Below are 18,380 nucleotides of genomic sequence, written 5' to 3'. Positions count from 1 at the left end.
GAGATCACGACATGGTGGACAGCGCGAAACTGGCGCGCCTGCGCGAACGCTACGGCAACGCCTCTCCGGCCGACTTCTTCGATCCGCAGTTCCGGCAGGTTGCCGAAGCGGTCTTCCGCGGGGCCGAGGCGCCGCGCCAGCCCTATTGCGATGCCGGCACCCTGCTGGATGCGCCGCTGCGCACCGATCTGGCGGCTCTGCCGGATTTCGGCGGCATCGACATCGCCCTGGTCGGGGTGCCGCTCGACCTCGGCGTGACCAACCGGGCCGGCTCCCGCTTCGGGCCGCGGGCACTGCGCAACACCGACCGCATCGGCCCCTACGATCATGTGCTGAAGCTGGCGCCGGCCACCCTGGTGGAGATCGCCGACATCGGCGACGTCCCCTTCGCCAACTATCTCAGCCACGACAGCTGCCATCACGACATCCAGGCCTTCTATGCCCGACTGGCGGAGGCCGGTGTCATCCCGCTGTCGGTCGGCGGCGACCATTCCATCACCGGCTCGATCCTGAAAAGCCTGGGCCGCAACCGCCCGGTCGGACTGGTGCATTTCGACGCCCATTGCGATACCAGCGGGGTCGGCGACGGCGCCCGCTTCCACCACAGCGGTCCCTTCCGCACCGCCGTTCTCGACGGCGTGCTGGATCCGGACCGCAGCATCCAGATCGGCATCCGCGGCAGCGCCGAGTTCTTCTGGGAATTCTCCTACGAGTCCGGCATGACCGTGCTGCATGCCGAAGACGTCGAGGAAATGGGCGTCAAGGCGGTGATCGCCAAAGCCCGCGAGGTGGTGGGCGACGGCCCGGTCTACGTCTCCTTCGACGTCGACTGCCTCGATCCGGTCTATGCGCCCGGCACCGGCACGCCGGAGGTGGGCGGCCTGACCTCGCGCGAGGCGCTGGCGATCCTGCGCGGCCTGGATGGGCTGGATGTGGTCGGTGCCGACGTGGTGGAGGTGGCGCCGCAATACGACCCCACCAGCAACACCGCCCAGGTCGGCGCGCAGATCCTGTTCGAGGAACTGTGCCTCGCCACCCGTGCCCTGCGGAACCGCCGGCAGGCGCGCTGATCGTTGCCGAGGACCCTGACCGGCCGGGGATGCTGCCGCGGCCGGTCAATATTCCGCCAAAGGCGACGCCATGGCTTCACAACTTGTCCGATTGCCGGCCATCCCGCCAGAGTGAAACGATGGACGCACCGTCGCCGGCCAAGGATGGCTCCGCACCGTCCGGCAATCCGCCCACCTTCGCGGGCCGCAGTTTATCCGGTTTCATCGACAGGTAGCGGACACAACTCACGCGCAGGAAGGATGCGAGGTTCTGGACGGCCCCATGGGCCTCCAGAACCTCGTCGTACAGCGACAGGATCAGGCGGTTCGTCGTCGTTCCCTGTTCCGCGGCGATGTCGGCGAGGACGTTCCAGAACAGGTTCTCCAACCGGATGCTGGTGACCATGCCGTGGATGCGCACCGACCGCGACCGTGCTTCGTACAGGATCGGATCGGTGTTGACGAAGATCTGGCACATTCGCCCGCCTTTCCTTGAAGGTGGTGTCAGGGACCGTGCTGTCAGGGACCGTAATGTCAGGTTTGGCCGAAGCCGATTCCGGCCCGACCAGTCTGCATCTTTCTGGCCGTCGTCCGCTGAATGCCGTGCTGGCTCAGCTTCCGGTACAGCGTGCTGCGCGAGATGCCCAGGACCGCGGCGGCATCCGACAGGTTTCCGCCGGTCGCCGCAATCACCTCCTCGATGGTCCGCTGTTCGGTCACCGTCAAGGCCATGGCCGCCGGAACCGCCGTCGGAGCCGCCAGCGGAACCGAGGTGATGGGGGTGGATGCCAGAACGGGCGGGACCGGAGAGCCGAGCAGAGGCCACCCCTCGCCCATCCCGCAGGCACAGGCGTCGCGCAGTTCGTCCGGAAGGTCGTCGACATCGATGCTTCCACTGGTGGACAGCAGGACCGCACGTTCGACCGCGTTGCGCAGCTCCCGGACATTGCCCGGCCAGTCGTAGCGTTGCAGCAGATCCAGTGCCGCCGCGGTGAAGCGGACAGGCGCCCGGCCATGCCGCTCCGCCAGCTGGGCATTGAAGTGGGAGATCAGGCGCGGCACGTCGCCATGCCGTTCCCGCAAAGGCGGCACCCGCAGTGCCGTCACGGCGAGGCGGTGATAGAGGTCGCGGCGGAACCGGCCGGCGGCAACCTCCTGCCGCAGGTTGCGGTTGGTCATGGCGAGCAGCCGCACCGACACCCGGCGCGGGACATTGTCGCCGATGCGGTACAGCACCCCCTCCTCCAGCACCCGCAGCAGGTAGGGCTGGAGATCGAGCGGCAGCTCGCCGATCTCGTCGAGGCAGAGCGTGCCGCCGTCCGCCAGTTCGAAGCGGCCGATCCGCCCCTCCGCCGCCGCACCGGTAAAGGCGCCGCGCACATAGCCGAACAGCTCGCTGCCCAGCATCTCGCGCGACACGGCGCCGCAATTGAACGGCACGAAGGGACCGCCGGCGACGGCGCTGTGGCCATGGACGGCGCGCGCGAACAGCTCCTTGCCGACGCCGGTCTCCCCTTCGATCAGGATGGGGACCGGCAGCGGCGCCAGACGCTCCCCCTGGCCGATCACCATGCGCAGGCTGTCACTGGCCCCGACGATGTCGGCGAAGCGGGAACGGGCATGGTCGGACTCGTCCGGCACCGCCCGGCGCCCGACCGAAGACCGGGCAGACGCCGCCGCGGGAATGACCAGCAGCGTCCCCCGCCGCTCGCCGTCCAGCATCAGCGGCCGGACCCAGTCGGAGGGAACCGGCAGCCGGCAGCCGGTTCCCTCCCCGGCCCCGCCTCCTACCCCGATCCCGGGGATGGGCAGCCTCGTCCCCCGGCTCAGCTGCGGCAGGTCGGATCCGAAACTGGCCTTCAACAGGTGCGCCGCCTTGCGGCTTGCATAGAGAAGGCGCCCGCGGGCATCCAGCGCGATCAGCCCCTCGCCGGCATATTTCTGGCTGTCCTCCAGGCAGGCTTCGAGCAGCCGCACATGCTCGGCCTCGGTCTGGCGGGCGAGGTTCCACTCCACCTGCCGGGCGGCGACGACGGCCAGCGCCAGGGCCTGCCCGCTGAAGCTCTGCTTCAAACCGGAGATGTCGAGCAGGCCGACGATGGACCCGTCGACGGGATCGTGGATCGGCGCTCCGGCGCAGCTCCATCCCTTGATGCCGGCGCAGTAATGTTCCGCCGCCTGGACCAGGACCGGCTGCCTGGAGGCGAGCGCCGTGCCGATGCCGTTGGTGCCGGCACAGGTCTCGCCCCACTGGCCGCCGCAGGCAAGGCTGATGTCGCGTGCCGAGGTCAGCGTCGCCCGGTCGCCGGCGGCATCCAGCACCACGCCGTTGGCGTCGGTGATCAGCATCACCGTCCGGGTTCCGGCCAGCAGATCCGCCGCCTCCGCCAGGGTCGCCGCCGCGGCCTGAAGCAAATCGCGGTTGTCTCGGCGCAGGGCCTCGATATGGTCGCTGCCCACCACCGGTGCGGCATCCGCCCGCGCATCGACCAGGAAACTCTGACAGCGCGCCCAGGATCGGATGACCACGTCGCGCACCGGCAGATTGTCGCGCCGCGAGCCGGAAACGAAGTCCTCCCACGCCTTCATCGTCACCGTTTCGCCGTCGCCCGGCGCGTGGAGCGTCAGATTGGACGAAGCAACGGCCAGACGGCCGATGCCGGCCCGTTCATTGGCCAACATAGTCCCTCCCTGCTTCCCGGCGTCTTCGCGGTTGCTTCCCGATGCGCCGCCCGATGCGCCGATTGTCCTTGGACAAGGGATGCGGAGACTCTCTCCGAAATCCTCCGCATCAAGGATTGTTTGTATAGAAAACCATAAGCCGAACCGAAGCGGGAGCGGTAGTAGCGGAATACTCTATGGCCTTTTTCCTGCCTTTCTCCCCGAAGGTGGAGGTGAGGTGTTGCGGCCGGGCGGGATCAGGTCCGCCCGTACCGCTCCATTCCGCCGCCGCGGGCCGGGCCGGCGGTGGGATCGACGTCATCGGGGATGTCGGCGATCAGGGTGTGGGTGGTCAGGACCAGCTTGGCGACCGATACCGCATTCAGCAAGGCCAGCGTGGTGACCTTGACCGGATCGATGATGCCGGCCGCGAACAGGTCGCCGAACCGGCCAGTGCGGGCATCGAAGCCGGAGCCATCGGGAAGCTCCGCGATCCGCGCGGCGACTCCGGCCCCATCCAGCCCGCCATTCTCGGCGATGCAGACCAGGGGCTGCACCATCGCCCGCTGCACCAGCTTTATCCCGGCGTGCTCGCCCTCCCCCACATCCGCAGCCAGCCGGTCGAGCAGCGGGGCGACGCGGGCAAGCGCGGTGCCGCCGCCGGGCACCACCCCCTCGGCCAGAGCCGCACGGGCGGCGGCGAGTGAATCCTCCAGAAGCTGGGCGGTGCGCTTCTGTTCCACCGGGGTGGCGCCGCCGACCTCGATCAGGGCGGTGCCGTGCGTCAGCTTCGCCAGCCGCTGGGACAGCTTGTCCCGCTCGATGTTGGGCGGCGCCTCCTCCCACTGGCGCTGGACAAGGGCGCGGCGGGCGGCCAGCGCGTCCGGATTGCCATGACCGCGCAGGAGGGTGGTACGGCCGGCGGACACCTCGATGCGGTCGGCGCCCCCCAGATCCTCCGCCGTCACGCCGTCGAGGCGCCCACCCAGATCGCGGGCGATCACGCGCCCGCCGGTCAGGATCGCGATGTCCTCCATCATCGCCTGACGCCAGTGGCCGAATTCCGGCGGATTGATCGCCACCACCGTGGCGCGCCCGTCGCGGCGCAGTTCCATCAATGCGGCCACCACCTCCGGCGCCACGTTGTCGGCCATGATCAGCAGCGGGCGGTGCCCGGCGGCGATGCGGTCGGCAAGGCGCAGGATCGGCGCAGGATCGGTGATCTTGTGGTCGGTCATCAGGATGTAGGGCCGCTCCAGCACCGCGGTCTGGCCGGTGGGCTCGGTCGCCATATGGTGGGACAGGAAACCGCGGTCCAGCACCATGCCCTCCAGCACATGCAGGGCGGTCGGCGCGCCCGGCTGGCCGTATTCAATGTCGATCACCCCTTCCATCCCGACCCGACGCAGGGCGTCCGCCACCAGCCGGCCGAGCGTCGGATCGGTCGCCGCGACGGTCGCCACCTGCTCCAGCCGGGCATGGCTTTCCAATGGCCGGGCCATCTGGCGCAGCCGGTCGACGACGAAGCCGCAGGCACGCTCCATACCCTCGACGAGTTCGACCGAACCATGTCCATCCGCCAGCACAGCGACGCCGTCCTGGATCAGCGCATCGGCCAGCACGGTGGCGGTGGTGGTCCCGTCGCCGGCCACGTCGTTGGTCTGCTTCGACACCTCGCGCACCACCTGGGCGCCCATATTCTCGAAGCGGCAGGGCAGTTCGATCTCGGCGGCGATGCTGACGCCGTCGCGGGAGATCATCGGCGTGCCGATGGGACGGTCGATGATCGCGTTCGTCCCCTTCGGCCCCAGCGTGCCGCGCACCGCCAGCGCCAGCTTGCCCACCCCGCGGGCAAGCGCAGCCCGCGCCTCGGCACGGTGCAGCATCATCTTCGGCATGGCGTCTGTCCCTCCCATTCTTGATTTTGCGGTTTTGAAAAAGAGGCGGAGCCCGCCGGACCTGAAGCAGGCCCCGCCTTCCCGAGATCACTCGTAGGCTAGCGCGTCATCCATGTTGCCGAAGAGGACGACGGTGTCCTCGTCGATCATGACCATGCGGCCATAGTGGGTGGAGGTGGAGATCTCGAAGATGTGCGGGGTCATCTCGCGGCCCAGCGCCTCGCCGATCTCGCTCATTTTGAACTCGATCTTGCCTTCGCCGTCGATGCGGATCATAGCCGGCAGGTAGGTGACGGTGATGCCGGGCTTGCTCTCCATCACCTCGGCGATGCAGCGCGCCTCGACGCTGTCATTCATCGTCACGCCGCATTGGTGGGAGATGGTGCCGTCCTGGGTGATGTCCTTCAGCGGCTTGAAAAGCTGCTGCACGGTGGTGACGCTCATGGTTTTCGTCCTCTTCTGGCGGAGATGCGGGAAGGATCACTCGGCAGCGGCGTCAGTGACCGCCGCGGCCTGCCCAACCTCGACCGGCGGCAGGGCCGGCAGGTCGGCATCGATGCCGATCTCGCGGCCGATGGCGGCGACACGGTCGCGCGCCCGCTCGAAGGCGTCCGCGAAGCTGGCCGTCTTGACCCGCGGCAGCGACCAAAGCGGCTGAAGCTGCAAGGCCGCCTTCACCGCCAGCCCGCCATGATGGGTGAACCAGCTTTGCAGCATGGTCCGGTTGTCCTCGCCATGAACCGGATCGCGCAGCAGCAGGGCGAACAGCTCCACCGCGTTGGCAAGGTTCCTCTCATAGTCGGCCTCCGCCGCCGAGATGACCGACGGGGTGGAAAAGTCGTTCTGCGCCGCGGCCACCTGCATGACGAAGCCGCTGCGGAACAGCTCGCCGACCAGCGGTTCGAAGACGAGGTTGACGGCGAAATACTGCTCCAGGAAATCGGTGGCGGCACGGATATGCTCCACCGCCTCGCGGCAGGGCTGCCAGATCGGGTCGTCCAGCCAGTGCGCCTTGCCGGCGTCGAGATCGAAACCGCCGATGTCACTGCCGACCTCGGCCAGATAGAGCGTCAGATCCTGGGCGAAGCGCAGCTTGTAGGAGGCGTTGGTCAGAATGGCGTTGTTGACCATCTGGGTATAGCCATAGCGCTGCGCCCGCATCAGCGCGGTGCCCAAGCCATACTCGGCATGCTTGAAGGCGCCGACATGGTTCTGGAGCACGGCGACCCAGGCCTTGTCGAAGCGCTGGGGCGCCCCGGCGCGCCGCGCGTTCTCCACGACGTTCTGGATCATGCCGACGATGGTGGACTGGCGCTGGTAATGGGTGCGTTCCCATTCCTGGTCGGGCGCGCGGAAGCCGTGCCAGTCCGCGCATTTCAACGCCGTCCAGTCCTTGGAATATGTGGGCGTGCCGTCGCCGAAGGAGATGATCCAGTTCTGGAGCAGATAGCGCTCCGGATCGGGCTGGACGTCGACGGTCACGTCCTCGTAATGGGTCGCCTTGCGGCCCTTCGGTTCGAAGTAGTTGTAGCGACGGCTGTCGGAGCCGGGAAAGACCTTGGCCCCGGCGGCGGCAGAGGCGGCTGTGGTTTCCTGCATGGTCATCGTCGTTCCTCCCGTGTTTGCACGAGCCCGTCTCAGCGGGTCGCGGGGGTGAATTTGTCGAAATAGACGCGCGCGGAATCGACGCCGGCCATTTGCAGGACCGGCAGCACCGCGTCGATCATAGGCGGCGGCCCGCAGGAGAAGACGTCGGCCTCCTCCACCTCATCCATCTCGGACAGGTGCCGGCGCAGCACCTCGTGGATGAAGCCGGTCTCGCCGGTCCAGCCATCGCCCTCCTCGGCATGCGACAGGGCGGGGATGAAGGCGAAGTCCGGCAGGCTGCGGGCGAACTCCTCGAACAGGTCGAGATGGAACAGGTCCCGCCGGCTGCGAGCGCCGTAGAAAAAGCGCACCGGCCGCGTCTCGCCGCTGGCGGCCTGATCGCGCAGGATCGACAGCAGCGGCGCCATGCCCGACCCGCCGCCGACCAGGATCATCGGCCCCTCCCGCCCCTCGCGGCGGAAACAGGTGCCGTAGGGGCCGCGGACGCTCACCCGGTCGCCGACCGAAAGGCCGCCGTCCAGTTGGCGCGAGAAGGCGCCGTCCGGGTATTTCTTGATGATGAACTCCAGCCGGCTGCCGTCCGCCGGCGGGTTGCCCATCGAGAAGGAGCGGGTCAGGCCGATGCCGGGCAGCGTGATGTCGACATACTGGCCGGCCCAGAACTTCATCGGCTGGTCGAGGTCCAGCGCGATGGCGACGATGTCGTGGGTCAGCGGCTCCACCGCCGCCAGCCGCGCATTGAAGTCCTTCACCGGGATGGAGCGGGACAGCAGATCCTCGTCATAGTTCAGCAGTTCCACCGCCACGTCGCTGTAGGCCAGCGAGCGGCACAGCAGGATGTGGTTGCTGTCACGTTCCGGATCGGAGAGTGCGAAGGTGGAGTATTTCAGCATCTCGACGTCGCCGTCGATCAGCAGGCATTTGCAGGCGGAGCATTGCCCCTCCTTGCAGCCATGCATCAGCGAGACGCCCTGGCGGAAGGCCGCGTCGAGGATGGTTTCCCCTTCCGCGACCTCCATTTCGATGCCGACCGGCTCCAGCCGCACCGTGTGGACGGCCGGGCTGTTCTGTAGCGCTTGTGCGGTCATGGTCTGTCGATCTCCGCGGTGATGTCCGCCTGTAAAGTCCGCAAGGGTTCCCGTTCCCCCTCTCCATCGGGAAAGGGGGGCGGGCCCGAGTGAATGGGCGGGGGATCAGACCCGGCGGATCTTGAAGCCCTTGCGGTATTCCTCGACATGCGCCTGCCGCTGTTGCGGCGTCATTTCGCGGAGCGCCAGCAGCGGGCTGCGGATGGTGTGGCCGCGCACATGGTCGAGCGTCCACATGTCCTTCTCCTCGAAGGACAGATGCGGCTGGGCGATCAGCGTCTTCCCGTCGGGACGGACGAAGCCCATGTCCTGGATGGCGTCGGCGAGATCCCAGCCGTCATAGACCTCCTCCCACTGGCGCCGGCCGGAGAAGCGGCCCATCGCCGGGGTCGGGCGGCCCTGGTATTCGGCGGCGAAGGCTTCCTTGTGGGTCCAGCGGTCGACCTCGGAGGCGTAGGTGAAAAGCTCCCCATCCACCTCGTCGATCGTGAAATCCTCACGGATCACGCAGGGCACCAGGCTCGACCAGCAGCGGTGCGGATAGACGTAGCCGGTGTCGGCGAAGGTGATCGGCACGCTGCCGGGCTTGCTGAGCTTGGCGTAATTCTCCCACCAGATGCCGAACTCGTCGTACCAGCCCGGATACTTGCTCTCGAACCACTCGAAGTCGCGTTCGGTCATCGCCTCGATGCGCCAGAAATTGGCCCACCAGCCGGCCGAGAAAAACTGGGCGATCTTATGGACGTAGTTCTTCTTGACGATGCTGTCGAAGGCTTCGTGAACGTCGTCATGGTGGATCTTGATGCCGTATTTCTCCAGCGGCAGCAGGTAGGTGCGGTAGTAATCCTCGAAGATCCAGCGATGCCACAGCTCGGCGTAGGATTCCTTGTTCTTGTCGCGGTGCTTGGTGCCGTATTCGATGATCGTGCCGATGGCGGCGTCGACGATCATGTGGTTCTGCCAGAAGGAATAGCGGATGTCGCGTTCCAGCAGCAGATGGTTGTCCGGCTCCTTCAGCACCGACATCAGCATGGAATGGCCGTTGCCGATGTGGCGGGACTCGTCGCTCTGCACCGACAGGAAGACGGTGGGCAGGGCATAGTCGCCGTTGCGCGCCGCTTCCGACGGCATGGCGACGAACAGGGTGTTGGTGAAGGCGGTCTCCGCCACGACCTGCAAATAGATGTTCGACGCGGTGATGGCGTCGCCGGTCAGGAAGGCCTCACCGAACTGCCGGCCGATGGTGGTGGCGTAGCATTTGCCGAACGCCTTCTCGGTGATGTCGAAGCCGGCCGGGTCGATGTAATTCTCCATGTACCATTTCTTGAGGTTCATCTGGATCGTCGAGTGCCGGAACTCGTCGATCATCTGCATGGTGAAACCGGTGCGCAGGTCGTCGCCCGGCGCCAGCTGGCCGAGCGTCGCCATCGAGCGTGCAGCCGAGATTTCCGGGAAGGGGATGATCGCCAGGAACAGCTTCATCCATTCGATCCAGCGCGGCTCGACATTGCGGAACATGTCGCCGCGCAGCGCCGCGTCCAGCGCGCCATAGACGCGGTTGTCCTTCTCCTCCTGCATCGGGAAGTAGGAGCGAAGGACCTGCTTCATCGGGTCGCGCGGCGCCTTGGAGATCTTGTAGTCGGTCGGGAAGGCCATCGCCTCCTTGACGTAGGACGGCGTCCAGCCGAGATCGGCGACGCGGCGCGCCGCCTCGGTGATGCCGATGCCTTTCTGGCTGGTGATCTTGTTCAGCGTCAATCCATCCGGCATGTCGTCTCTCCCCATGATTTTGATGATGTTGATCCGGGCCTGAAGGATCGCGTCGGCCATGCATGCCGGATGACGGGACACCGGCAGTGTTAAGGGCGGGATCGGTCGGACCGGGGCCGCGCAACGGCGCGGCGATGATGGTCCGCAGCTTCAGGCCGTTTGCGACCGCCGAACCGGGGCGGCTGCAACGCCCACCCCATAAAGCAACCGGCGTGCCAGAATGCTGGAGACCGCCGGATGGACGATTTTAAAGAATGTGCGTGTGACATATTGTCTCATGATGGGACGATCTGTCGCTCCGCGGTGTCCCAAAATGAAACAGTTGGGACAGCGCCCTCCCACGATACCGCACAAAACCCGCCTTTCCCTTTATCCTGGGCGACCTCCCACAGCGTGGCACGCCCCTTGCTCAATCCTCGTCGACGGCGCCGCACCGGCTGGTCCGATGTATCGGCGCCCAAAGGCTTCGCCCGAGATTTCGAGAGGATTTCCAAACGATGAGGCATGCGATGCACGCGAGGATGTCGCCGCACCGCTGGGTGATGTTGCTGCTCCTTCTGTCCATTCCCTTTTCGTCCTTCACGCGGAAATCCGCGGCGGCGGATGGCGAGACGCTGTTCCGCCAGCAATGCGGAACCTGCCATTCGGTGAAGAAGGACGACGGGCCGCGCGCCGGGCCGCCGCTCTACGGCGTCATCGGCCGCAAGGCCGGCAGCGTGGACGGCTTCGACTATTCCGATGCGCTGCGGGGCGCCAGCTTCGCCTGGGACGCCGGGCATCTGGAACACTGGCTGGCCAACTCCAACCAGTTCGTCCCTGGCAGCTACATGAACTACCGGCAGGACGACGACAGCATCCGCAAGAGCATCGTCCAGTTCCTGGAAACCAGCGCCAAACGGTAACGCCCTCCCTCAACGACCTCATGGGAAGCATCATGGCCAAGATCATTCACATGATGGTGCGCGTCCTCGACGAACAGCGGTCGCTGGACTTCTACGCCAAGGCCTTCGGGCTGGAACCGGCCGAACGGCTCGGCTTCGACGGCTTCACGCTGATCTACCTGCGCAACGCCGAAAACGACATGGAACTGGAGCTGACCGTCAACCACGACCGCGCCGCGCCCTACACCCACGGCGACGGCTACGGCCACATGGCGGTGGCAGTGGACGATCTGGAGCGCGAGCACACCCGGATGTCGGCCCTGGGCTTTCCGGTGACGCCGGTGAAGGAGTTCGCCCCCGGCGGCACCCTGCTGGCCCGCTTCTTCTTCGTCACCGATCCGGACGGCTACAAGACCGAGGTCCTGCAACGCCACGGCCGCTACCGGTAAGTCCGGGTTTCAAAAACAACCAAACTCATGGGAAGGAGACGTCGATCATGCGCGTTCTCGACAAGCGGACACGGTTCAACAGGCGGAACTTTCTGAAGACCTCCGCCGCGTCGGTGGCGGCGGCCGGTGCGGTTTCCGGCGGCGTGGTGTCGATCGGAGCGACCCCGGCCTGGGCCGAGGGGCTCACCGCCATCAAGCCCGATGCGGCCAAGACCCTGCTGGTGATGGTGCGCGACCTCTACCCGCACGACCGGCTGGGCGATGCCTATTACGAGAAGGCGCTGGCCTCGATGGACCAGGCGGCGGCAAAGGACGCCACCCTGGCGGGCCAGTTGAACGACGGCGCGGCGAACCTCGATGCCGCCGCGCGCAAGCTGCGCAACACGCCCTACGCCGCCATCAAGGCGGAAGCGGACCGTGTCACCGTGCTGAAATCCATTGAGACCACGCCCTTCTTCCGCAAGGTCCGCGGCGACATGGTCGTCGCCCTCTACAACCAGCCGGAGGTGTGGGCGAAGCTCGGCTACGAAGGGGCGTCGGCCGAATATGGCGGCTACATCCACCGCGGCTTCGACGATCTGGACTGGATCAAAGACGCCTGACGGCTCCACCCGTCTGCCGCACTGAACGCCCGAAAAAATGGGGAGGACCGAGACATGGTTGCGAAATTCGCGATGGATGACGACAGCGTCGTGGTGGTAATCGGATCGGGGGCCGGCGGCGGCACCCTGTCGAACGAACTGGCCCAGAAGGGCATCAAGGTCGTCTGTCTGGAGGCCGGCGGGCGCCACGAAATCCAGGATTTCGTGAATGACGAATGGAAGAGCTTCTCGCAGATCTCCTGGCTGGACAAGCGCACCACGTCGGGAAGCTGGCGGGTGGCTAAGGACTTCCCCAACCTGCCGGCCTGGATCGTCAAGGCGGTCGGCGGCTCCACCGTCCATTGGGCCGGCGCCTCGCTCCGATTCCAGGAGCACGAGTTCAAGGCACGCACCACCTATGGCGCGGTGGAGGGCGCCAACCTGCTCGACTGGCCGGTGACGCTGGCGGAGATGGAGCCCTATTACGACAAGGCCGAGTTCAAGATGGGGACCACCGGCACCAACGGCATCCCGCGCCTGCCCGGCAACAACAATTACAAGGTGCTGGCGGCCGGCGCCAAGAAGCTGGGGTACAGCGAGTTCCACACCGGCAACATGTCGATCAACAGCAAGCCGCGCGACGGACGCGGCGCCTGCCAGCAGATCGGCTTCTGTTTCCAGGGCTGCAAGTCGGGGGCGAAATGGTCGACCCTCTACACCGAGATCCCCAAAGGCGAGGCCACCGGCAACCTGGAGGTCCGGCCGAACGCCCAGGTGCTGAAGATCGAGCATGACGCGAAGGGCAAGGTCAACGCCGTGCTCTATGCCGACAGCACCGGCGCCATGCATCGTCAGAAGGCCCGCATCGTCGCGGTCGCCGGCAACTCGATCGAAAGCCCGCGCCTGCTGCTGAACTCGGCCTCGACGATGTTCCCGGACGGGCTGGCCAACTCGTCGGGTCAGGTCGGGCGCAACTACATGCGGCACATGACCGGATCGGTCTATGCGATGTTCGACCGGCCGGTGCACATGTACCGCGGCACCACCATGGCCGGCATCATCCGCGACGAATCCCGCTTCGACCCGCGGCGCGGCTTCGTCGGCGGCTACGAGATGGAGACGCTGTCGCTCGGCGTGCCCTTCATGGCGGCGTTCCTCGACCCCGGCGCCTGGGGCCGCGACTTCAGCTCGGCGCTGGACGCCTACGACCATATCGCCGGCATGTGGCTGGTGGGGGAGGACATGCCGCGCGAGACCAACCGCGTCACCCTGCACGCGACGGAGAAGGACAAGTTCGGCCTGCCGATCCCCAACGTCAATTTCGACGACCATCCCAACGACATCGCCATGCGCACCCACGCCTATGGCCGCGGGTCGGCGGTCTATGACGCGGTGGGTGCCACGCGGACCATCCACACCCCGCCCTACCCCTCCACCCACAATCTCGGCACCAACCGCATGAGCGCCAACGCCCGCGACGGCGTCGTCAACAAGTGGGGACAGGCGCATGACGTGAAGAACCTGTTCGTGTCGGACGGCAGCCAGTTCACCAGCGGCGCGTCGGAGAACCCGACCCTGACCATCGTCGCACTGGCGATCCGGCAGGCCGACTACATCGCCGACCAGATGTCCAAACGGGAAATCTGACAAGCCGCAAAGCAACGCGTCCCCGGCGTAAATGCGCCGGGGACGCGTTGCCATGCGCGGCCTACCGGTCGACAGACCGGTAAGGCGCGGTCGAAGCCCGGGGGATCAGGGTGGGCGGAGCCACCCGCATGCGGTCATTGACCGACTTCGCACCCCGGGACAGCAAATCCAGAGCCTCCGCCGCGATCCTGTCGAAAGGGACGCGAACGGAGGTCAGCGGCACGGACAGCCGGCTGACGATGGGAATGTCATTGTAGCCGACCAGGGAAACATCCTCAGGAACCGACAGGCCAAGCTTGACCAGCGCCGACAGCGCGCCGATCGCCGTGTTGTCGTTCATGGCGAAAATGGCGGTCGGCCGCGCGGCACCGCTCATCAGGCGTTCGGCAGCCTCGGCACCGGAGTCGATCCCGAAGGTCGATTCGACGATCCAGTCCGGGTCGATCGCGGCGCCGGCCTCCGTCATCGCCCATCGGTAGCCGGCGAGCCGGCCGCGGCTGCTCGAAGCGTAGTTGGGCCCTGCGATGATGCCGATGCGGCGATGCCCGAGATCCAGGAGATGCCGGGTGGCGAGATAACCGCCGAGCTTGTCATCCCCCACCGACGACATGCTGCGGCCATCGCTTCGCAGAGCCAGGACATAGGGAACGCCACGGGTTTCCAGCTGGACGGGAAAGTCGTCATCCTCGCGCGCCGTCGACAGCACCAACCCGTCCACGCCGCGCTGGAGGAGGCTTTTGGCCGCGGCGCGATCCGCCTGCGGCTCGTCATCGGTCGTCGCCACGATGGCGAAGCGCCCGGTGCGGGCGCAGGCATGCGCCAATGCTTCGTAGAGCATCGCCATGACCGTGTCGGTCAGCCTCGGCACGATGACGCCGATCGTGTTGGTGTTCCCCCGGCGCAGGCTGGCCGCCGAAACGTCCCGCACATAGCCGAGGTCCGCCGCCACCTGCCGGACACGGCGGGCCGTTTCGCTGTCGGATCGGGGCAGACGCTCGTCGAGGATCCGCGACACGGTGGATTTCGACACCCCCGACGCGGCGGCGACGTCATGCAGCGTCACACGGCTTTGCTTCTCTGGTGACTCGTCGCGGCTGAACACAGCGCGTCCTTCGTGATCCGTTGTGGGAGCAAGATAACGCTTGACTCCCCAATTATTCAAGACATACCGTGGGAACGTTCCCGGTAACGATCCAATCAGCAACTGGCCAGGGTCGCCTCTGGGAACGTTCCCCAACGCAGACAACGATCCTCTAGGGAAAGCACCACAACCATGGCTATTGATTGGAAGGGTCTGAACCCCGCACCCGTCACGCTGTTCAAGGACAACGGCGACGTCGACTTCGACGGCAACGCACGCCTGGCCAAGTGGATGGCGTCGATTCCCGGCGTGAAGAGCCTGGTCATTCTCGGCCATGCCGGTGAAGGCACCTTCCTCACCCACGACGAGCAGCTGGAACTGATCCGCGTCTACAAGGACGCGACGCCGCTGCCGGTCGTCGCCGGCATCACCGGCGAAGGCACCAAGGTCGCCGAACTGGAGGCCAAGGAGAAGTTCGAGGCCGGCGCCACCGGCGCCCTGGTCTACCCGAACCACGGCTGGCTGCGCTTCGGCTATCAGAAGGGCGCCCCGGTGGACCGCTACAAGGCCGTTGCCCAGTCCGGCCTGGAATGCATCCTGTTCCAATATCCGGCCGTGACCAAGGCCAACTACGATCTGGACACCCAGCTGCAGATCGCCGCCGTGCCGGGCGTCACCGCCACCAAGAACGGCGTGCGCGACATGAAGCGCTGGTACGATGAAATCCCGGCGCTGAAGAACGCCTTCCCGAACCTCGCCATCATGTCGTGCCATGACGAATGGCTGCTGCCGACGATGTTCGACGTCGACGGCCTGCTGGTCGGCTACGGCAACATGGCGCCGGAGCTGCTGATCGAATATCTCGCCGCCGGCAAGGCGCAGGACTATCCGCTCGCCCGCAAGTACCATGAGCAGCTGCTGCCGATCACCCGCGCGGTCTACCATCGCGGTTCGCACATGGAAGGGTCGGTTGCGCTGAAGCACGCCCTGCGCGCCCGCGGCCTCATCGACAACGTCAATGTCCGCGAGCCGCTGAAGCCGCTGGGGGATGGTGCCGACGAGGAAATCCGCGCCGCGGTGAAGGCGTCCGGTCTGACCGTGATCCAGAACGCTCTCGCCGCCTGAAGGCCGGGGCCACCCCGACGGTGGCCTCTCCTTCGTCCCGTTACGCAATCGGCGGCGATCCGGGATTATCGGGATCGCCGCCGCGGACCCAACTCCGGGGGACCTCCGGCAGCCAAAGACTGCCAGCAATAAAAACAAAAAATCAGGCTTGAGAGGAAACGCCATGCTCATGCAGACATCCGGGGATGTCGCCACCACTGCCCGCAACGCCGCGCCCGACGCGTTCGATGGACAGGCGGACATCAGTGCCCGGCTTGAACGGCTTCCGATCACCCGGCGGGTGTTCTGGACCCGCAACATCATCGGTGCCGCCACCTTCTTCGACGGCTACACGGTCATCGCCATCGCCTATGCCATGCCGGTGCTGGTCCGCGAATGGGGACTGGGGCCCGAACAGACCGGCCTGATCCTGTCGATGGGGTATCTGGGCCAGCTGATCGGCGCGGTCTTCTTCGGCTGGCTCGCCGAGCGGATCGGCCGGCTGAGCGTCCTTCTCTTCACCATCCTGCTGTTCGTCAGCATGGATGTCGCCTGCCTGTTCGCCTGGGGCGCGGCATCGATGATGGTGTTCCGTTTCATCCAGGGCATTGGAACGGGCGGCGAGGTGCCGGTCGCCAGTGCCTACATCAACGAATATATCGGATCGAAGGGGCGCGGCCGCTTCTTCCTGCTCTACGAGGTGATGTTCCTGCTGGGCCTCGTCGGTGCCGGCCTGATCGCCCGGGCGCTGGTTCCGGCCTATGGCTGGCAGGCGATGTTCCTCGTCGGCATCATTCCCGGCATCATCCTGATCCCGTTCCGCTTCTTCATGAGGGAATCGCCGCGCTGGCTGGCCTCCAAGGGCCGTTACGAGGAAGCCGACCGCATCGTCGGCCAGCTCGAGGCGAGCGCCACGGCCGCAGGACACAGCTTAGAACCCCCGAAGCCTGTCGCCACCCGCGCGAAGGCCGGCTCCAACTGGCGGGAGCTGTTCTCCGGCTTCTACCGGCGCCGCACCTTCACCATCTGGGCGATGTGGTTCTGTTCCTATCTGGTCGCCAACGGCATGATCACCTGGCTGCCGACGCTGTATCGCCAGACCTTCAATCTGCCGCTCGAGACCAGCCTGCTGTACGGGCTGCTGACCTCGGTCGCCGGCGTCGTCGCTTCGGTCGCCTGCGCCCTGCTGATCGACAGGGTCGGGCGCAAGCGCTGGTACATGATCGCCTTCTTCGCCGCTCCGCTGCCGCTTCTGGTCCTCGCCTTCCTCGGCGCCACGTCACCGCTCGAGGTGCTGATTCTCGCTGGGCTGGCCTATGCGATCCTCCAGACCATCACCTTCTCGCTTTATCTCTATTCCGCCGAGCTTTATCCCACCCGCATGAGGGCGCTCGGCACCGGGCTGGGCAGCGCATGGCTGCGCCTCGGCTCCTCCACCGGCCCGATCCTGGTCGGCGTTCTGATGGGGTCGGCCGGTGTCCAGTATGTGTTCGCGACCTTCGCCGCCGTGTCGCTGGTCGGCGCGGTCATAACCTCCCTCTTCGCGATCGAGACCAAGGGCCGGGTTCTGGAAGAGCTGTCGCCCTGAACGGGCCGGAACCACCGGCAAGGCCTGGGGTGGCGGGTGGATGGTGCGATCACCCATTCGCCACATGTGCCGCTGCTGCCCGGCCTCACCGGCTGCTGTATGCTGGGGAGGCAGCGGACCCGCAACTGGCACAAACCGCGCCTGCTTCAATCGGAAGGATGAGCATAATGTCAGAAGCCGTCGATGCAAAGATCGCCAGCCTTCCCGACTGGCGTGGGGCTCTGCTCACCCGCATCCGTCGGCTGATGAGGGAGGCCGTTCCGGACGTGGTCGAAGAGGTGAAGTGGCGCAAAGCGACCAACCCCCTTGGTGTGCCCACATGGTCGCATACCGGCATCATCTGCACAGGCGAGACATACAAAGACAAGGTCAAACTCACCTTCCCCAAAGGAAGCATGCTCCACGACAAGCACGGGCTTTTCAACGCCAGCTTGACAGGGGTACGGCGTGCGGTCGACCTCTTCGAAGAAGACGATCTTAATGAAAGAGCGTTACAGGATCTCTTTCGGGAGGCAGCAACTGTAAATTCCGCTGCCTCCCGTTCCCGTTGACGATGACGTTCAATCCGCTATGGCGAGGTCGGCTACGACGTCCCTCGATCCGAATTTCAGGCACGAAGCTTTGAGCCCGACATAACGCCAGCCATCAACCCCCGACATCAACCCCAACCATCAACCGAGGTTGATGTCGGGGAGCGAGAGGACCGTGCCGTTGTAGACGCCGAGCAGGCGCACCTCGGTGGCGGCCACCTGGCCGTCGCCGTTGGTGTCGACCACCTGGTACAGAGCGGAGCTGGTGCCGTTGTTGGCCAGAACCAGCGTGCTCGCACCAGCCGACGAGTTCGTCAGCGTACCCAGCGCCGTACGGAAGCTGGCGAGGTTCGCATCCGTCAGGCTGCCGCTGACGACCGAGGTCAGGCTCACCAGCTCGTTGGAGCTGACGTTCACGCCGTTGGTCGCAGCGGACGCCGTCGTG

The 18,380-nt window shown here is 66.1% G+C and carries 17 protein-coding genes; 8 read left to right on the top strand and 9 right to left on the bottom strand.

The features are described from left to right. Positions 1-11: 11 nt before the first annotated feature. Entirely contained in the window at positions 12-1,070 is a 1,059-nt protein-coding gene (speB, locus tag J2848_RS10175; RefSeq protein WP_149230912.1) for an agmatinase, read from the top strand. A 76-nt stretch (positions 1,071-1,146) separates the two neighbouring features. Here speB and J2848_RS10170 read toward each other — a convergent pair whose 3' ends face one another. From J2848_RS10170 to J2848_RS10140, 7 genes are all read right to left on the bottom strand, one after another. Beyond that, positions 1,147-1,527: a ribbon-helix-helix domain-containing protein gene (locus J2848_RS10170; protein WP_149230911.1), complete on the bottom strand. Its 381-nt coding sequence runs from the start codon at positions 1,525-1,527 to the stop codon at positions 1,147-1,149. Positions 1,528-1,583: 56 nt separating this feature from the next. Then, a complete protein-coding gene (locus J2848_RS10165) occupies positions 1,584-3,731 on the bottom strand; it encodes a sigma-54-dependent Fis family transcriptional regulator (RefSeq protein ID WP_149230910.1) in 2,148 nt (715 codons plus the stop codon). Positions 3,732-3,967: 236 nt separating this feature from the next. Beyond that, positions 3,968-5,608 carry a molecular chaperone GroEL gene (locus J2848_RS10160; RefSeq protein WP_149230909.1) on the bottom strand — a complete coding sequence of 547 codons (1,641 nt, stop codon included), beginning with the start codon at positions 5,606-5,608 and terminating at the stop codon, positions 3,968-3,970. 87 nt (positions 5,609-5,695) lie between these two features. Then, a complete protein-coding gene (locus J2848_RS10155) occupies positions 5,696-6,052 on the bottom strand; it encodes an MmoB/DmpM family protein (RefSeq protein ID WP_085086548.1) in 357 nt (118 codons plus the stop codon). 36 nt (positions 6,053-6,088) lie between these two features. Next, complete coding sequence (locus J2848_RS10150; protein ID WP_149230908.1) at positions 6,089-7,213, bottom strand: aromatic/alkene monooxygenase hydroxylase subunit beta; 1,125 nt, start codon at positions 7,211-7,213, stop codon at positions 6,089-6,091. A gap of 32 nt (positions 7,214-7,245) precedes the next feature. After that, entirely contained in the window at positions 7,246-8,304 is a 1,059-nt protein-coding gene (locus J2848_RS10145) for an NADH:ubiquinone reductase (Na(+)-transporting) subunit F (RefSeq protein ID WP_149230907.1), read from the bottom strand. 105 nt (positions 8,305-8,409) lie between these two features. Further along, on the bottom strand, positions 8,410-10,074 hold the full coding sequence (locus J2848_RS10140) for an aromatic/alkene/methane monooxygenase hydroxylase/oxygenase subunit alpha (RefSeq protein WP_149230906.1): 1,665 nt from the start codon (positions 10,072-10,074) through the stop codon (positions 8,410-8,412). Positions 10,075-10,583: 509 nt separating this feature from the next. On the opposite strand from J2848_RS10140, the gene J2848_RS10135 reads away from it, so the two are divergent. Genes J2848_RS10135 through J2848_RS10120 form a run of 4 tightly spaced genes read left to right on the top strand, consistent with a single transcriptional unit; the run spans position 10,584 to position 13,632 of the window. Continuing rightward, positions 10,584-10,976, top strand: a complete 393-nt coding sequence (locus J2848_RS10135) for a c-type cytochrome (protein ID WP_149230905.1) — start codon at positions 10,584-10,586, stop codon at positions 10,974-10,976. Positions 10,977-11,008: 32 nt separating this feature from the next. Beyond that, on the top strand, positions 11,009-11,404 hold the full coding sequence (locus tag J2848_RS10130; protein ID WP_149230904.1) for a VOC family protein: 396 nt from the start codon (positions 11,009-11,011) through the stop codon (positions 11,402-11,404). A 47-nt stretch (positions 11,405-11,451) separates the two neighbouring features. After that, on the top strand, positions 11,452-12,006 hold the full coding sequence (locus J2848_RS10125) for a twin-arginine translocation signal domain-containing protein (RefSeq protein ID WP_149230903.1): 555 nt from the start codon (positions 11,452-11,454) through the stop codon (positions 12,004-12,006). Between the two features lie 54 nt (positions 12,007-12,060). Further along, a complete protein-coding gene (locus J2848_RS10120) occupies positions 12,061-13,632 on the top strand; it encodes a GMC family oxidoreductase (protein WP_149230902.1) in 1,572 nt (523 codons plus the stop codon). A 61-nt stretch (positions 13,633-13,693) separates the two neighbouring features. Here the strand turns inward: J2848_RS10120 and J2848_RS10115 are convergent, their stop codons facing one another. Beyond that, positions 13,694-14,695, bottom strand: a complete 1,002-nt coding sequence (locus J2848_RS10115; RefSeq protein ID WP_246193786.1) for a LacI family DNA-binding transcriptional regulator — start codon at positions 14,693-14,695, stop codon at positions 13,694-13,696. A gap of 210 nt (positions 14,696-14,905) precedes the next feature. Here J2848_RS10115 and J2848_RS10110 point away from each other — a divergent pair, with 210 nt between their 5' ends. The 3 genes from J2848_RS10110 to J2848_RS10100 all read left to right on the top strand — a co-directional run bounded on the left by J2848_RS10110 (position 14,906) and on the right by J2848_RS10100 (position 17,956). Further along, entirely contained in the window at positions 14,906-15,838 is a 933-nt protein-coding gene (locus J2848_RS10110) for a dihydrodipicolinate synthase family protein (protein WP_149230900.1), read from the top strand. Positions 15,839-16,007: 169 nt separating this feature from the next. After that, complete coding sequence (locus J2848_RS10105) at positions 16,008-17,405, top strand: MFS transporter (RefSeq protein WP_246193785.1); 1,398 nt, start codon at positions 16,008-16,010, stop codon at positions 17,403-17,405. Between the two features lie 167 nt (positions 17,406-17,572). After that, positions 17,573-17,956 carry a DUF1801 domain-containing protein gene (locus J2848_RS10100; RefSeq protein ID WP_246193784.1) on the top strand — a complete coding sequence of 128 codons (384 nt, stop codon included), beginning with the start codon at positions 17,573-17,575 and terminating at the stop codon, positions 17,954-17,956. Positions 17,957-18,076: 120 nt separating this feature from the next. On the opposite strand, the gene J2848_RS10095 is transcribed toward J2848_RS10100, so the two are convergent. After that, the coding region (locus tag J2848_RS10095; protein WP_253568622.1) for a hypothetical protein at positions 18,077-18,380 on the bottom strand (304 nt) is incomplete at its 5' end.

Source organism: Azospirillum lipoferum (assembly GCF_024170005.1).
Classification (GTDB): domain Bacteria; phylum Pseudomonadota; class Alphaproteobacteria; order Azospirillales; family Azospirillaceae; genus Azospirillum; species Azospirillum lipoferum.
Note: the sequence above shows the minus strand (reverse complement) of the source record. Positions and strands in the feature narration are given on the sequence as shown.

What these genes read in the sequence shown, in the direction of transcription:
- speB (WP_149230912.1), top strand. Translation starts at nt 12, where the DNA reads ATGGTGGACAGCGCGAAACTGGCGCGCCTGCGCGAACGCTACGGCAAC.
- J2848_RS10170 (WP_149230911.1), bottom strand. Translation starts at nt 1,527, where the DNA reads ATGTGCCAGATCTTCGTCAACACCGATCCGATCCTGTACGAAGCACGG.
- J2848_RS10165 (WP_149230910.1), bottom strand. Translation starts at nt 3,731, where the DNA reads ATGTTGGCCAATGAACGGGCCGGCATCGGCCGTCTGGCCGTTGCTTCG.
- J2848_RS10160 (WP_149230909.1), bottom strand. Translation starts at nt 5,608, where the DNA reads ATGCCGAAGATGATGCTGCACCGTGCCGAGGCGCGGGCTGCGCTTGCC.
- J2848_RS10155 (WP_085086548.1), bottom strand. Translation starts at nt 6,052, where the DNA reads ATGAGCGTCACCACCGTGCAGCAGCTTTTCAAGCCGCTGAAGGACATC.
- J2848_RS10150 (WP_149230908.1), bottom strand. Translation starts at nt 7,213, where the DNA reads ATGACCATGCAGGAAACCACAGCCGCCTCTGCCGCCGCCGGGGCCAAG.
- J2848_RS10145 (WP_149230907.1), bottom strand. Translation starts at nt 8,304, where the DNA reads ATGACCGCACAAGCGCTACAGAACAGCCCGGCCGTCCACACGGTGCGG.
- J2848_RS10140 (WP_149230906.1), bottom strand. Translation starts at nt 10,074, where the DNA reads ATGCCGGATGGATTGACGCTGAACAAGATCACCAGCCAGAAAGGCATC.
- J2848_RS10135 (WP_149230905.1), top strand. Translation starts at nt 10,584, where the DNA reads ATGCACGCGAGGATGTCGCCGCACCGCTGGGTGATGTTGCTGCTCCTT.
- J2848_RS10130 (WP_149230904.1), top strand. Translation starts at nt 11,009, where the DNA reads ATGGCCAAGATCATTCACATGATGGTGCGCGTCCTCGACGAACAGCGG.
- J2848_RS10125 (WP_149230903.1), top strand. Translation starts at nt 11,452, where the DNA reads ATGCGCGTTCTCGACAAGCGGACACGGTTCAACAGGCGGAACTTTCTG.
- J2848_RS10120 (WP_149230902.1), top strand. Translation starts at nt 12,061, where the DNA reads ATGGTTGCGAAATTCGCGATGGATGACGACAGCGTCGTGGTGGTAATC.
- J2848_RS10110 (WP_149230900.1), top strand. Translation starts at nt 14,906, where the DNA reads ATGGCTATTGATTGGAAGGGTCTGAACCCCGCACCCGTCACGCTGTTC.
- J2848_RS10105 (WP_246193785.1), top strand. Translation starts at nt 16,008, where the DNA reads ATGCAGACATCCGGGGATGTCGCCACCACTGCCCGCAACGCCGCGCCC.
- J2848_RS10100 (WP_246193784.1), top strand. Translation starts at nt 17,573, where the DNA reads ATGTCAGAAGCCGTCGATGCAAAGATCGCCAGCCTTCCCGACTGGCGT.